The organism is Telluria beijingensis (assembly GCF_030770395.1).
Lineage (GTDB): Bacteria > Pseudomonadota > Gammaproteobacteria > Burkholderiales > Burkholderiaceae_D > Telluria > Telluria beijingensis.
Genome location: NZ_CP132480.1, coordinates 5,543,671 through 5,558,817, shown reverse-complemented (window position 1 = coordinate 5,558,817; position 15,147 = coordinate 5,543,671). Strand labels below are relative to the sequence as shown.

9 protein-coding genes and 5 tRNA genes are annotated in these 15,147 nt (G+C 65.5%); 12 read left to right on the top strand and 2 right to left on the bottom strand.

Annotated features, from left to right (window positions below; translation table 11 throughout):
• The first annotated feature begins 5 nt into the window (after positions 1–5).
• The 3 genes from ku to Q9246_RS24460 all read left to right on the top strand — a co-directional run bounded on the left by ku (position 6) and on the right by Q9246_RS24460 (position 2,936).
• On the top strand, positions 6–1,088 hold the full coding sequence (gene ku, locus Q9246_RS24470) for a non-homologous end joining protein Ku (protein WP_306393827.1): 1,083 nt from the start codon (positions 6–8) through the stop codon (positions 1,086–1,088).
• A 2-nt stretch (positions 1,089–1,090) separates the two neighbouring features.
• Complete coding sequence (locus Q9246_RS24465) at positions 1,091–1,324, top strand: hypothetical protein (protein WP_306393825.1); 234 nt, start codon at positions 1,091–1,093, stop codon at positions 1,322–1,324.
• Between the two features lie 148 nt (positions 1,325–1,472).
• A complete protein-coding gene (locus tag Q9246_RS24460; protein ID WP_306393824.1) occupies positions 1,473–2,936 on the top strand; it encodes a catalase in 1,464 nt (487 codons plus the stop codon).
• Between the two features lie 1,082 nt (positions 2,937–4,018).
• Here Q9246_RS24460 and ligD read toward each other — a convergent pair.
• Complete coding sequence (gene ligD, locus Q9246_RS24455) at positions 4,019–6,574, bottom strand: DNA ligase D (RefSeq protein WP_306393823.1); 2,556 nt, start codon at positions 6,572–6,574, stop codon at positions 4,019–4,021.
• Positions 6,575–6,800: 226 nt separating this feature from the next.
• On the opposite strand from ligD, the gene Q9246_RS24450 reads away from it, so the two are divergent.
• Both Q9246_RS24450 and Q9246_RS24445 read left to right on the top strand, forming a co-directional pair.
• Positions 6,801–7,082 carry a hypothetical protein gene (locus tag Q9246_RS24450; protein ID WP_306393821.1) on the top strand — a complete coding sequence of 94 codons (282 nt, stop codon included), beginning with the start codon at positions 6,801–6,803 and terminating at the stop codon, positions 7,080–7,082.
• Between the two features lie 167 nt (positions 7,083–7,249).
• Entirely contained in the window at positions 7,250–8,191 is a 942-nt protein-coding gene (locus Q9246_RS24445) for a D-2-hydroxyacid dehydrogenase (protein WP_306393820.1), read from the top strand.
• Position 8,192: 1 nt separating this feature from the next.
• On the opposite strand, the gene Q9246_RS24440 is transcribed toward Q9246_RS24445, so the two are convergent.
• Positions 8,193–12,083 (bottom strand): sensor histidine kinase, encoded by a 3,891-nt coding sequence (locus Q9246_RS24440; RefSeq protein ID WP_306393818.1) that lies wholly within the window; start codon positions 12,081–12,083, stop codon positions 8,193–8,195.
• A 109-nt stretch (positions 12,084–12,192) separates the two neighbouring features.
• Between Q9246_RS24440 and Q9246_RS24435 the strand changes: the two genes are divergently transcribed.
• The 7 genes from Q9246_RS24435 (at position 12,193) to Q9246_RS24405 (ending at position 15,094) form a co-directional block, all read left to right on the top strand.
• A tRNA-Arg gene (locus tag Q9246_RS24435) sits at positions 12,193–12,269 on the top strand.
• A 149-nt stretch (positions 12,270–12,418) separates the two neighbouring features.
• Positions 12,419–12,495 (top strand) — tRNA-Arg (locus Q9246_RS24430).
• A gap of 82 nt (positions 12,496–12,577) precedes the next feature.
• Complete coding sequence (locus Q9246_RS24425) at positions 12,578–13,225, top strand: NUDIX hydrolase (RefSeq protein WP_306393817.1); 648 nt, start codon at positions 12,578–12,580, stop codon at positions 13,223–13,225.
• Positions 13,226–13,310: 85 nt separating this feature from the next.
• Positions 13,311–13,387, top strand: a tRNA-Arg gene (locus Q9246_RS24420).
• A 283-nt stretch (positions 13,388–13,670) separates the two neighbouring features.
• A tRNA-Arg gene (locus Q9246_RS24415) sits at positions 13,671–13,747 on the top strand.
• 283 nt (positions 13,748–14,030) lie between these two features.
• Positions 14,031–14,107, top strand: a tRNA-Arg gene (locus tag Q9246_RS24410).
• 441 nt (positions 14,108–14,548) lie between these two features.
• Positions 14,549–15,094 carry an FxDxF family PEP-CTERM protein gene (locus tag Q9246_RS24405; protein WP_306393815.1) on the top strand — a complete coding sequence of 182 codons (546 nt, stop codon included), beginning with the start codon at positions 14,549–14,551 and terminating at the stop codon, positions 15,092–15,094.
• Positions 15,095–15,147 lie beyond the last annotated feature (53 nt).

The following is a 15,147-nucleotide window of genomic DNA, read 5'->3' as shown; positions in this document are numbered from 1 at the left end:
TGGCCATGCGCAGCATGTGGAAAGGGGCGATCAGTTTCGGGCTGGTCCACATTCCGGTCGATATGTACACCGCGGTCGAGAGCAAGGGGCTGGACCTGACCATGCTCGACCGGCGCGACTTTTCGCCGGTCGGCTTCAAGCGCTACAACAAGGGCAATGGCAAGGAAGTGTCGTGGGACGACATCGTCAAGGGCTACGAGTATGAGGACGGCGAATACGTCGTGCTGTCCGACGAAGACCTGCGCCGCGCCAACGTCGAAGCGACACAAACCATCGACATCCAGGCCTTCGTGAATGCCGAGGACGTGCCGCTGATCTACTATGACCAGCCCTACTACCTCGCCCCCGGCAAGGGCGGCGCCAAGGTCTATGCGCTGCTGCGCGAGACCCTGCGCGAGGCAGGCAAGATCGGCATCGCGCGCGTCGTCATCCGCGTCAAGCAGCACCTGGCGGCGCTGGTCTGCGTCGGCGATACCATCGTGCTCAATACCCTTCGCTACCCGGACGAGATGCGCGACGCGGGCGAACTCAAGATTCCGTCGCCGAGTTCGAAGAGCGCCGCCGTCACCGTCAAGGAACTCAAGATGGCGATGGCGCTGGTCGAGGGCATGAGCGAGGACTGGAAACCGGAGCAGTACCACGACACCTACCGCGAAGACGTGCTGGCCCTGGTCAAGAAAAAGATCAAGGCCAAGCAGACCAAGACCATCACCCAGCCCGAGCCCGAGAAAGAAAAGCGCACGAGCGGGAAAGTCATCGACCTGGTCGCCCTGCTCCAGGCCAGCCTGGGCAAGAAGCCGGCCAAGGCCGCGCTGGCGGCGCTGGAAGACGACGATGACGATGACGACGATCCGCCGCCACGCAAGTCGCGCAAGCCTGCGGACGACGAGGACGACGACGAGGACGCCGCACCGCGCGCACGCAAGGCGCCCGCGAAGTCCGGCAGCCGATCCGGCGCTACCGTCGCCAAGTCCACGCGCACAACGGCCAGCAAGGTTGCCGCCAAACCAGCCGCGAAGAAGGCAGCCGCCAGGAAGGCGCCGGCCAAGGCGACCGCCAAGGCGCCCGCACGCAAGAAGGCGGCGTGAGGATGGATGGACTGATCGATCTGCTCCAGTGGCCGGCCATGGTAGTCAGCCTGTACGCTGCCTTCCTGATCGGCTCCAAGCGCGCCGAACGCCGGGTGTTCGGGTTCTGGATGTTCATCCTCAGTAATCTGATGTGGATCGTGTGGGGCTGGCATGACGAGGCCTGGGCGCTGATCACGCTGCAGGTGGCGCTGATGGCAATGAACATCCGGGGTATCTTCAAGAATGGTCATTGAATGCCGGGGGTGGCGCCCCCCCCCCGGCATCTTATTGCATCGAAGTATTGTAAAAACCTATCATAATAATTAAATCAATTAGCTTTTCCTTGTGAGGATTGCTCCGTAGAATCTGCTTCATTGATGACAACGCAATGAGGAGTCCACGATGAGCCAACCCCGCCTGACCACCGCCTCCGGCATCCCGGTCGCCGACAACCAGAACTCGCTGAGCGCCGGCCCGCGCGGTCCACTGCTGCTGCAGGATTTCCACCTGATCGAAAAGCTCCAGCACTTCAACCGCGAGCGCATCCCCGAGCGCGTCGTGCACGCCAAGGGCTCGGGCGCCTACGGCAGCTTCACCGTCACCCACGACATCAGCGGCCTGACGACAGCAAAACTGTTTTCCCACATCGGCAAGCAGACCCCGGTGTTCCTGCGCTTCTCGACCGTCGGCGGCGAGAAGGGCAGCGCCGACACCGAGCGCGATCCGCGCGGCTTCGCCCTGCGCTTCTATACCGAGGAAGGCAACTGGGACCTGGTCGGCAACAACACCCCGATCTTCTTCATCAAGGACCCGATCAACTTCCCTGACTTCATCCATACCCAGAAGCGCGATCCGCAGACCAACCTCAAGTCGGCGAACATGATGTTCGACTTCTGGAGCCATGCGCCGGAAAGCCTGCACCAGGTGACGATCCTGTTCTCGAACCGGGGCACGCCGGACGGCTACCGCCACATGGACGGTTTCGGAAGCCACGCCTATAGCCTGATCGATGAGCAGGGCCAGCGCGTGTACGTGAAATGGCACTTCAAGACCCGCCAGGGCATCAGGAACCTGAGCGCGGCGGATGCCACCCGCATCGCCGGCCTTGATCCCGACTACGCCCAGCGCGACCTGTTCAATGCGATCGCCACGCAGGACTTCCCGCAGTGGGACGTCAAGGTACAGGTGGCCAGCGCCGCGGAACTGGACGCCTGGAGCGCCCGCACCGGCTGGAACCCGTTCGACCTGACCAAGGTCTGGCCGCATGGCGACTTCCCGCTGCAGCCGGTGGGCGTGCTGGAACTGAACCGCAATCCCGAGAACTACCACGCCGAAGTCGAGCAGGCCGCATTCTCGCCGGCGAACGTGGTGCCGGGCCTGGGCTACTCGCCCGACAAGATGCTGCAGGGGCGCCTGTTCGGCTACCACGACGCCCAGCTGTACCGGGTCGGCACCAACCACCAGCACCTGCCGGTGAACGCGCCGCGCTGCCCCTTCCACAACCACCAGCGCGACGGCGCGATGGCGATCGCCAGCGGCGGCGCGGCGCGCAACTACCAGCGCCTGGACAGCGTGGGCGCCGGGGCCACCGGCATGGGTCATGGCGAGCGTGAACTCGCACTGGACGGCAATGCCGGCCGCTTCGACTTCCGCGGCCAGGAAGACGACTACACCCAGGCCGGCGACCTGTTCCGCCTGATGACGCCGCAGGAACGCCAGGACCTGTGCGACAACCTGGCCGGGCCACTGAGCCAGGTGGACGAGGACATCCTGCAGCGCCAGTTGGGGCATTTCGACCGGGCCGATCCTGCCTACGGGCGTGGCGTGCGGGCCTCGCTCAAGCCACTGGGGCGTAACGTCGACTAGACGCCAGCAGATGCTTTACCGTCGCTCCCGCGAAGGCGGGAGACCAAGTCCCTGGAGTGGCCGCCTACGCGGAACGGAGCTGGCGGTGAGCTAACTTGGGCTCCCGCCTTCGCGCGAGCGACGGTGGTGGTGCGCGAGCGACGGTGGTAGTGCGCGAGCGACGGTGGTAGTGCGCGAGCGACGGTGGTGGTGCGCGAGCGACGGTGGTGGTGCGCGAGCGACGGTGGTGGTGCGCGAGCGACGGTGGTGGTGCGCGAGCGACGGTGGTGGTGCGCGAGCGACGGTGGTGGTGCGCGAGCGACGGTGGTGGTGCGCGAGCGACGGTGGTGGTGCGCGAGCGACGGTGGTGGTGCGCGAGCGACGGTGGTGGTGCGCGAGCGACGGTGGTGGTGCGCGAGCGACGGTGGTGGTGCGCGAGCGACGGTGGTGGTGCGCGAGCGACGGTGGTGGTGCGCGAGCGACGGTGGTGGTGCGCGAGCGACGGTGGTGGTGCGCGAGCGACGGTGGTGGTGCGCGAGCGACGGTGGTGGTGCGCGAGCGACGGTGGTGGTGCGCGAGCGACGGTGGTGGTGCGCGAGCGACGGTGGTGGTGCGCGAGCGACGGTGGTGGTGCGCGAGCGACGGTGGTGGTGCGCGAGCGACGGTGGTGGTGCGCGAGCGACGGTGGTGGTGCGCGAGCGACGGTGGTGGTGCGCGAGCGACGGTGGTGGTGCGCGAGCGACGGTGGTGGTGCGCGAGCGACGGTGGTGGTGCGCGAGCGACGGTGGTGGTGCGCGAGCGACGGTGGTGGTGCGCGAGCGACGGTGGTGGTGCGCGAGCGACGGTGGTGGTGCGCGAGCGACGGTGGTGGTGCGCGAGCGACGGTGGTGGTGCGCGAGCGACGGTGGTGGTGCGCGAGCGACGGTGGTGGTGCGCGAGCGACGGTGGTGGTGCGCGAGCGACGGTGGTGGTGCGCGAGCGACGGTGGTGGTGCGCGAGCGACGGTGGTGGTGCGCGAGCGACGGTGGTGGTGCGCGAGCGACGGTGGTGGTGCGCGAGCGACGGTGGTGGTGCGCGAGCGACGGTGGTGATGCGGGTGCGGTTCAGGGCTGGAACCCCAGCACCTTCATCGCCTTCGTCAGCGTCTTCGCCGCCTTCGCATACCCCTCCCACGGCGCATTCCCCTCGTCCAGCCGCGTGTGCACATTCGCCACGGTCCACTGGGTACTCGACTTCAGCCCCGCCAGCTCTTCCCAGCGCAGCGGCACCGAGATGCCGAGCCCCGGCCGCACCCGCGCCGACCACGCAGCGACCGTGGTCGCCCCCTGCCCGTTGCGCAGGTAGTCGATGAAGATCTTGCCGACGCGGTTCTTCGGCCCGCTCTTGAAGGCGAAGCGGTCAGGCAAGGTGGCCGCCATATGGTGCACGATGGCCTGCGAGAAGCCCTTCACCGTGTCCCAGTCGTGGCCGCCCTTGATCGGCACCACCACGTGCAAGCCCTTGCCGCCGCTGGTCTTGAGAAAAGCCGGCAAGCCCAGCTCGTCGAGGAAGGCGTGCATCAACTGGGCCGCCTCCTGCATCGCCGGCCAGTCGACGCCTTGACCCGGGTCGAGGTCGAACACCATGCGGTTCGGCCGGTCATACGTGCCCTTGAGCGCATTCTGGGTATGGATCTCGACCACGTTCCACTGCGCCGCCGACAGGATGCCCTGTACGCCTGCCACCTCCAGCATCGGAGGATGCTCGGGATCGAGCGCCTGATCCAGATGGCGCAGGCCCGGCATCTTGCGCACGTCGGCATGCTTCTGGAAGAACAGCTCGCCGCCCACGCCCTCCGGCGCGCGCACCAGCGACACCGGGCGCCCCTTCAGGTGCTCCATCATCAGTTCGCCGACCAGCGCGTAGTAGCGAATCAGGTCGAGCTTGGTGGCACCGCTTTCCTTGTCGATCACGCGGTCGCCATTGGTGATCTTCATGGTCGCCGGCAGCTTGCCCGGCGCCGCCACCGGTTCCTCTTCTTTCGCTGCCACGTCAGTCATGTGCTGGGCCTTTTCACGGGTGACGCCCTTGGCGGGCTTGTCGTCGCGCAGGCCCTGGAATACCGGGTGGCGCACCGCACCGGCGCTGGTCCATTCAGAAAAGCTGACTTCGGCCACCAGCACCGGCTTGACCCAATGGTGCTTGCGGCCGGGCACCGCGCGCGGCGGAAACGGGCTGTCGTCGCTGCGCAGCTTTTCCAGCTGTTGGGCGATCGATGCCAGCGAGGAATGGTTGAAGCCCGAGCCGACATTGCCGGCGTAGCGCAGCACGCCGTCCTCGTCATAGGTGCCCAGCAGGAGCGCACCGATGCCGGTGCGCGAGCCCTTCGGGTCGGTGAAGCCGCCAATGACGAATTCCTGGCGCAGCCCGCACTTGAGCTTGATCCACTCGGGCGAGCGGCGCGACACATAGCGAGAGTCGCGGCGCTTGCCGATCACGCCTTCCAGGCCGATCTTGCAGGCGGCGACCACCAGCTCGTCCGGATTGCTTCCGAATTCGGCCGAGAAGCGGACCCGCTTCGATTTCTTCTTCGCGAGGAGCTGCTCCAGCAGGCCGCGGCGCTCGACCAGCGGCAATTCGCGCAAGTCATGGCCGTCGAAATACGGCACATCGAACAGGAAGAACTCGATGGCGTCGGCCTGCTTGCCGTCGAAGGCCAGTTGCAGCTTGCCGAAATCGGGCTTGCCGTGCTCGTCGTGGACCACGATCTCGCCGTCGTACCAGCCGTCCGGCAGCTTCATGCGCTCGAGTTCGCGCTTGAGCGGCAGCAGCTTGTCGGTCCAGTCGTTGGCATTGCGCGTGATCAGGCGCGCCTCGCCACCCTCGATGCGCGCCAGCATGCGGTAGCCGTCGAACTTGACCTCGAACACCCATTTCTCGGGGTCGGGCGGCGGGGCGTCGACCAGGGTGGCCAGCTCGGGCGAGAATTTCTCGGGCAGCGCGACCTTGCCGGTCGCGGGCTTCGGCGCCGCCTTCTTCGCCGCCGCGCGCTTCTTCGGCGCCGGCGCTTTTTTCCCTTCCTGCTCCTCTTCGCGCAAGGCCTCGATCTTGCGCTCCACCCGCTTCGGCATCGGCAACTGCTTGACACTGTCCGGCATCTCGTCGACCAGCGAGAATTCCTCGGACGAGCGCGCATACTCGTCCTTTTCCTTGATCAAGAGCCAGGCTTCCTGCTTCTCGTTGCCGCGCGTTTTCATTCGCACCAGCGTCCAGCGCCCGTGCATCTTGTGGCCGTGCATCTCGAACTTGATGCTGCCCTTGGCAAACCCCTTGTGCGGGTCTTCCAGCGGCTCCCACGTGCCCTTGTCCCAGATGATCACCTTACCGGCGCCATATTGCTTCGCTGGAATCGTGCCTTCGAAATCGGAATACGAGATCGGGTGGTCTTCGACATGCACCGCCATGCGCTTGTCGTGCGTGTCGTAGCTGGGGCCTTTCGGCACTGCCCAGCTTTTCATGGTGCCATCGAGCTCCAGCCGGAAATCGTAGTGGAGTCGGCTGGCCCAGTGTTTCTGAATGACGAAGGTCAGCGCATCCACGCCCGGCGTGCCGCCCTCGGCCGGCTCGGACGTGATCGAGAAGTTGCGCTTGGCTTTATAGGTCTTGAGTAAATCCGGCATGGCGATGGCTCCTGGAGACGCATTGTCCACAGCCTATTCTCGCCATCGACCCCGGACTGTACGGCAGCGAACGCTGACCGTGGCCGATGTCATAAATGTAAGTGAATGTAATTATCGTCAACTGGGCAGTATCGGGCCCCGTTATCTGCTCAGTAACACCGGGAAACCTCCACGGAGCCCCACCTGAGATCAACCGAGTTTCAAACCACTATAAAGGAATGACACCATGAGCAAAATCGCCGCTACCCTGATCGCTGGTCTGTTCGCTACTTCCGTGTTCGCCCAGACGCCTGCCGCCACCACTGACGCGCATGTCGCCAAAGACGTCGCCCAGGCCGACGCCAAGCACGCAAAAGAAGTCGCCAAGGCCGATGAAAAGGTAGAGAAGGCCACCGCCGAAGCGAAGGCCGACGTGGCCAAGGCAGAAGCGAAGGCGTCCGAGAAGAAAGCCGAAGCCAAGGCCGACCAGGCTGAAGCGAAGGCGGACAGCGTCGCCAAGTCGCAGTAATCCCCGCTCAGGGCCCTCACAGAAGCCGGCTCGAGCCCCACCATATCGCGGCGCCCCGCGCGCCGCTCCCAGGCAAAAGACAGGACTTCCTGTCTTTTGCCGTGCCTGTCCGCCTGACAGCCTCCCCTGCTCTACAATACCGTTTTGTTTCCTGCCGAAAGGACATCATGGACCGTATCGTCTTCCTCGACCGCGACAGCCTGCAAGCCAACGTCCGCGTGCCCGGCTTTCCCCATGCCTGGCAGGACCATGCAGGCACCGGCCCGGACGAGGTCGTGGAGCGCCTGGCCGGCGCCACCGTGGCGATCACCAACAAGGTCGCGCTGCGCGCCGAGGCAATCGCCCAACTGCCCGACCTGAAGCTGGTCGCTGTCGCCGCCACCGGCCTGGATAACGTCGACCTGGACGCCTGCCGCGAACGCGGCATCGTGGTCTCGAACATCCGCGACTATTCGCTGGTCTCGGTGCCCGAGCACTGCTTCACGCTGATGCTGGCGCTGCGCCGCAACCTGCGCGCCTATGCCCTCGACGTCGAGGCCGGCAAATGGGAAACCTCCAGCCGCTTCTGCCTGCTCGACCACCCGATCGGCGACCTGGCCGGCAGCCGGCTCGGCATCGTCGGCTACGGCGCGCTCGGCAAGAAAGTCGCCGGCATCGCGCGCGCCTTCGGCATGGAGGTCGCCGTCACTTCGCGCTCGCCGGTCGACGAGCCTGGCGTGACCGGGCTTGCGCTCGACGAACTGCTGGCGACGTCGGACATCGTCAGCCTGCACCTGCCGCTCAACGAGCAAACCCGCAACCTGATCGGCGCGCGCGAGCTGGGCCTGATGAAGCCGGGCGCGCTGCTGATCAATACCGCGCGCGGCGGCCTGGTCGACGAGGCGGCGCTGGCCATCGTACTGATGGAGGGCCGCATCGGCGCCGGCTTCGACGTGCTAAGCAAGGAGCCGCCTTCGTCCGGCAATCCGTTGCTCGGCCTGCGGCTGCCGAACTTTATCCTGACCCCGCACGTGGCCTGGGCCAGCGCCGGTGCGATGCAGACCCTGGCCGATATGCTGATCGATAATATCGAGGCCTGGCGGGCGGGCACGCCGCGCAGCACGGTGTGATTCACGCCCCTGCCGCCGGCGCCGGCGCATCCGGCGCCCGCAACGGCAGGTCGAGCACGAACAGCGTGCCGGCGCCAGGCGTGCTGTCGACCCGGATCGTCCCGCCCAGCAGGCCGGTGACGATGTTGTAGACGATGTTCAAACCGAGACCGGTCCCGCCCTGCCCCATGCGGGTGGTGAAGAAGGGATCGAAGATGCGGCCCAGGTGGCCGGCCTCGATGCCGCGCCCGTCGTCGCGGAAGCTGAGCGTCACCCGCCCATCATGCAGCGCGGCGCCGATCGTCATCGTGCCGCCCGGCGCCGCGAAGGCGTGCAGCATGGCGTTGTTGACGAAGTTGATCAGGACCTGGCCCAGCGGGCCGGGGAAACCGTCCATCACGATCCCGGCCGGCACGTCGAGCACCAGGCGGTGCTCGGCCAGGCGCACCGTGTTCATGAGGGTCGCCGCGATCTCGTGGCAGGCCTGGGCCAGGTCAAAGCGGCGGCGCTGGGCGCTGGCCTGGTCGACCGAGACCTGGCGGAAGCTGCTCACCAGTTCGGCCGCATTGTGCAGGCTGCGCACGATCAGCTCCGAGGCTTCGCGCGAGGCGGCCATGTAGTCTTCCAGGTCAGAGCGCTTGAGCGTCGCCTGCGCGAAGCGCGCCGCCACCGCGCTCGTGCGCTCCTGCAGGGTGCTGGCCATCAGCAGGCTGTTGCCGATCGGGGTGTTCAGTTCGTGGGCCACGCCCGCCACCAGCGAGCCGAGCGACGCCAGCTTGTCCTGCGCCGCCAGCTGGGCCTGGGTCTCCTTGAGCCGCTGGTAGGCCTCGGCATTGTCCATCGCGACCCCGACATAGGCCGCCAGCGTGCCCAGCATGTCGAGGTGGACCTGGCCATAGGCGCCCGCCTCGCGGCTCTGGACCGTTACCGCGCCCAGCACCCGCTCGCCCACCGTCACCGGCACGCACAGCAGCGAACGCGGCGCCTGGGCGGCCGTGCTCGACACCGCCACCGCGTCGAGCGCACTGACCGGCTGCGCCAGGCAGCCCGGCAGCTCGGCCTCGACGTCGGCCAGCAGGAATTCCCGGCCCTCGGCCACGCAGCACGACAGCAGGTGGCGCGCGGGGTCGAAGCGCAGCTCGCGCGGCGCCATGCGCCGTCCGACCACCATCGCATACGGCAGCTCGATCGTGCCCTGCTCTGGCCGCCACAGCGCGACCGCGAACACCGGCGCATCCATCAGCGCCACCACGTGCTGGTACAAGGTGCGCATGATCGCCTCGTTATCGAGGTTGGTGGTCAGGACCCGTCCCATGTCGGACAGCAGCGCGATATTGCGGTGGGCCCGCTCGACCGACTCCTTCTGGCGCTCGACCTCGCGCTTGTCGCGTTCAGCCGCTTCTTTTTGCAGCAGCAGTTCGGCGGTGCGGGCATGGACTTCGCGCGCCAGCAGGCCTTTCTGCTCGACCAGCGCGCGCACCCGCAGCCGATAGGCCAGGTAGGACAGCGCCAGCACCGCCGCCGCGACCAGGCTGCGGAACCACCAGGTCTTCCAGTACGGCGGCGTGATCGTGATCGCCAGCGCGGCGGCGGTCGGGCTCCACAGCCCGTCCTTGTTGCTGGCCCGGACCCGGAACACATACTGCCCCGGATCGAGGTTGGTATAGGTGGCGAAACGGCGGCTGGCATCGGTGTCGACCCAGCCCTGGTCGAAGCCTTCGAGCCGGTAGGCATAGCGGTTGCCCTGCGGGTCGGCATAGTGCAGCGCCGCGAATTCCAGCGTGAACACGGTGTCGCGGTGCGACAGCGTGATCTCGCGCCGCGTCGGCAGGTCGGGGATGGCGCGGGTCTTGTTCAATACCAGCAGGTCGGTGATCGCGACCGCCGGCGGGAACGGATTGTCGCGCACCGCGCCGGGCTGGAACGACGTCATGCCGCTCAAGCCGCCGAAATGCAGCTGGCCGTTGGTGCCGCGCAGGCCCGCGCCGACGAAGTAGGATCCGTCGATCAAGCCGTCCCTGGAGGTATAGCTCTTGGTTTGGCCGTTGACCGGATCGACCCGCGTGATGCCGGTGGTTGTGCTGACCCACAGGGTGCCGTCGTCGTCCTCCAGGATGGCGCCGATCGATGGCGCATCCTGGTTGTCGGTGAAGGGATAGAAGCGGAACCAGGTGCGCCGGCCATCGCGCATCAGGCGGTGCAGGCCGCCCGCGGTGCCGATCCACAGCTCGCCGCTGCGCGACTCGTGCAGGTGATTGACCCGACCGTGGCGCAGGCTGCCCGGATCGGCAGGGTTGCTGCGAAAGCGGGTGAAGGTGTCGGCGGCGGGATCGAAGCGCTCCAGGCCCGACTCGGTGCCGATCCACAGGATGCCGTGGCGGTCTTCCAGCACCGTGCGGCCAATGTTGTCGCCCAGGCTGCCGGGGTCGAGCGGATCGTGGCGCCAGACCCGCGCGATGTCGGCGCCGGGCGCCAGCGCCGCCAGCCCCCCGCGAGTGGCTACCCACAAGGTGCCGTCGCGGCCGGCGTGGATGCCCTGCACATTGTTGGCGCTCGGCCCGGTGCCCAGCGCCACCCGGCCCATGCGCCCGTCCGGCTCCCGGTACTTCAAGCCGGTAGGCGTGCCTATCCACAGCCGTCCGCGCGCCTTCGCCAGCACCGTCACGTCGTCGCCCGGCAGCGTGCCGCTGGCGATGTGCTGAACGCGGCGGGTGGCAGGATCGAGCAGCATCAGGCCATCGCCGACCGTGCCGACCCACAGGCGGCCGTCGCGCTCCTCGGCGATGGCCCGCACGCGCGCGCGGCCGATGCCCTCGGTCTCGCCATAGCGCGCGAAACCGCCACTGGCCAGGTCGGTGCGGTTGATGCCGCCGAAATAGGTGCCGACCCACAGGGTGCCGGTGCGGTCGACCAATACCGCCCGCACCTGGTTGTCGGACAGGCTGTGCGGGTCCTGGGCCGAGTTGCGGTAACTGATGAAGCGCCCGCTCGACGGATCGCGCCAGCGCAGGCCATCGGTATCGGTGCCGACCCATAGCTGGGCGCCGCCGTCGTGGTACAGGGTCTTGACCTGGGCGTCGCCCATGCCCTCGAGCGCGCCCATGCGCTGGCGAATGGGCTGCTCCTCGTCCAGGCGCCAGGCCTCGAGCCCGGCGGCGGTGCCTACCCACAGTGTGTTGCGTGGCCCCATCGACAGCGCAGATACGGTGTTGCGCCGGGTGTCGGCCGGCGGCGCAACCGCGAAATGGGTGAAGCGGCCGGTGTGCGGATCCATGCGATCCAGGCCGGTGGCAGTGCCGACCCACAGCGCCCCGCTGTTGTCGAAGGCCAGTGCAAGCACCCGGTCGTCGCGCAGGCTGGTGCGGTCGTCCAGGTCGTGCACATAGGCCCGGTGCTGGCCGGTGGCGGGGTCGAAGCGCACCACGCCGTCGGTCGTCGCCAGCCACAGCGCGCCATCCGGACCGGGAACGATGGCCTCCACCGAGCGCAGCACGCTGCGGCCCGCATCGATCAGCGCACGGCGCTGGAAGCGACCGGTGGCCGGGTCGTGGCGCGCCAGGCCGCCCTTGGTGCCGAACCACAGGCGGCCCTCGGCATCCTCGTACGAGGCGGATACATAGTTATCCGGGATGCTGCCCGGATCGTCGGTGTTATTGCGGTAGACGGTCATGCGGTAGCCGTCGAAGCGGTGCAGACCGCCTTGGGTGCCGAACCAGATGAAGCCCTGGCGATCCTGCAGGATGTTGATGACCGAATGCTGGGACAGGCCCTCGTCGACCGACAGGCGTTCGAAGCGCAGGCTGCGCTGGGCCGCGTTCGCGGGCAGGCTCGTGGCGAGGATGCTCAAGATACACAGCAGCAGGAATGCGCAGCGCAGCAGCCTGGCATGTGCTTCAAGGGTAAAGACCAGCATGACGATCCAATTAAATATCCTTCTGCCAAATCTACCAGAGGACTTTGCCGTCGTGAAATATTTTGAGTCTTCCGGAAATGCGATGTCGCTGCTATAATGCGTGCCTCGGGCGGCTGTAGCTCAGCTGGATAGAGTACTTGGCTACGAACCAAGGGGTCGTGGGTTCGATTCCTGCCAGCCGCACCAGAAAATACGAAGGGCCAGATCGCAAGATCTGGCCCTTTTCTTTGGCGCTGTCGAAAAGTCCTGGACATGACTGTGCTGCAGCCAGAATCACGGAATCGGCAATGAACCTTTGCCAAGACGCCCGCCTCCCGCTATAATGCCTGCATTGGGCGGCTGTAGCTCAGCTGGATAGAGTACTTGGCTACGAACCAAGGGGTCGTGGGTTCGATTCCTGCCAGCCGCACCAACCTTCTTCAGATAAGGGCACTTCGCAAGAAGTGCCCTTATTGCTTTTGGGCCTGCCATTTCACTCAAGCCGCCATCCTCTCATGACCGACGCTGCCGTCTTTCACCCCCAACCCAACGAACGCGGCGAGCCAGTGCTGCTGTCGTCGCCCTCGCTTCCAACCGATGCGGCATCCTGGCACGATCCGGCCCGGGTGGCGACCGTGATCCCGCTGGGCGCCCTGCCCTTGACGCTGAACGGCGTGCCGTTCGCGCCGTGGATCGACGTGCCGGCCACGAATGCACAGTGGTCCGATGTGCCGGGCCAGGCCGATATCGCCGAACCGCCCTTCGACCTGCCGTCGTCGAAGTCGCCCGCCGCCGGTGTCGTGATCGTGGAGGACGACGGCCGCGTGTGGGCAGTGTCGCCATCGAACCGTTTCGGCGGCTACGAATCCACCTTCCCCAAGGGCCGGGTCGATCCCGGCGTCAACCTGCAGGCGACGGCGATCCGCGAAGCCTTCGAGGAATCCGGCCTGCGGGTCGAGATCCTGGCGCACCTGGTCGACTGCGCGCGCACGCTGACCTATACCCGCTTCTACCTGGCGCGCCGGGTTGGCGGGAATCCTGCGCTGATGGGATGGGAAAGCCAGGCGGTGCACCTGGCGCCGCAAGCGCAACTGCGCGAACTGCTGTGCAATCGCCATGACCGGGTTGTCATCGAGGCGCTGGAGGGCGTGCTTGCGCGCTGATCCAGAACATGTCTGCCGCTAACTTCACCTTTTTCCAATAAGCCTTTGCCAAGATGAACAAGCGCCGCTATAATGCGTGCCTCGGGCGGCTGTAGCTCAGCTGGATAGAGTACTTGGCTACGAACCAAGGGGTCGTGGGTTCGATTCCTGCCAGCCGCACCAAAGTTTCAAAGAGAATGGCTCAGAAGAAATTCTGGGCCATTTTTCTTTTCAAGATCACTTTTCTATAGGCCATGCCGCCTGTGTCGAGGCGTGGTGATCCGCTCAGCCATACCTTCCACCGATTCCGTCACGATGATTTTCTAATCGTTTTTTTTGTGCGGCACCCATTTCTATAAAAAAAATCGCACGTTTAATCGAAAATGACGGATTGCATCGGATTCAGGCGAGTGACTCGATACGCTCTTTGCCAACCTGCCACATGCTGCTATAATGCGTGCCTCGGGCGGCTGTAGCTCAGCTGGATAGAGTACTTGGCTACGAACCAAGGGGTCGTGGGTTCGATTCCTGCCAGCCGCACCAAAGTTTCAAAGAGAATGGCTCAGAAGAAATTCTGGGCCATTTTTCTTTTCAAGATCACTTTTCTATAGGCCATGCCGCCTGTGTCGAGGCGTGGTGATCCGCTCAGCCATACCTTCCACCGATTCCGTCACGATGATTTTCTAATCGTTTTTTTTGTGCGGCACCCATTTCTATAAAAAAAATCGCACGTTTAATCGAAAATGACGGATTGCATCGGATTCAGGCGAGTGACTCGATACGCTCTTTGCCAACCTGCCACATGCTGCTATAATGCGTGCCTCGGGCGGCTGTAGCTCAGCTGGATAGAGTACTTGGCTACGAACCAAGGGGTCGTGGGTTCGATTCCTGCCAGCCGCACCAAAGTTTCAAAGAGAATGGCTCAGAAGAAATTCTGAGCCATTTTTCTTTTGTGCTTGCACTTTCTTGCACGCACAACCGCTGATCCACGCGCGCAATGCAACCAGGTCATTGTCACTGATCCCTTTCGCACCGTTCAGCGATCAGCAGGAAACGTCAACAGCCTCTGCGCAAGCATACCCCGCCAGTCTTCGTAGGACGCGCCTTACACGCTTCAAGCAAACTGCCCAGCACACCCGGCTCATCGGCACCGGATAGCCTCAATCTCCTATGTGGCGTCTTCCAATAGCTATCTCCCCAGAAAACAGTTAGCCAGCCGCACGAATTGCCTGTTCCATAAGCCACATGGCGCTGGGGGATGCTTTTGTTTGCTCTTGTTAGCATGAAGTTCCCCTTCTCGAAACCGTGGCTGCAGGACGCGGCCGATTCTTAGCGAGGACAGACATGAAACGATCCCTGATTGCTGCAATGGTGTTGGCGGGCGCTGGATTCGGTTCTTCCGCCGCGATGGCGCAGGACGTCATCGGCAACTCGCCGCAGGCCCTGGACCTGGTCGACCTCAGCGTCTATTTCGGCGACAGCTTCGCCGCCGACAACGCGGGCAACACCTTCGCCGACCGCTTCACGCTCACGATCGACAGCACGATCGGCCACAACCTGGACGCCGTGGTGGCCTCGATCAGCCGCAGCGCCGACGTCGGCCTGGACATCACCGGCCTGGCCCTGTACGGCGCCGGCGACGCCCTGATCAGCGAGGGCGAGTCGCTGGAAAGCGGCGCCTTCGACCTGTGGACCATCGCCAGCGACAACCTGGCGGCCGGCGACTACTACCTGCAGGTGAGCGGCGAACTGGTGTCGGACGACGGCGCCAGCTTCGGCGGCGCGGTGGCGCTGGCGCCGGTGCCGGAGCCCGAGACCTATGGGCTGATGCTGGGCGGGTTGGGCGTGCTGGGCTTCCTGGCGCACTGGCGGCGCGCGAAACAGGGATGAGTTGGCCGTACACGCCACGCGATGTGGCGCGCATGCCCTGGCTGGACGCGTGG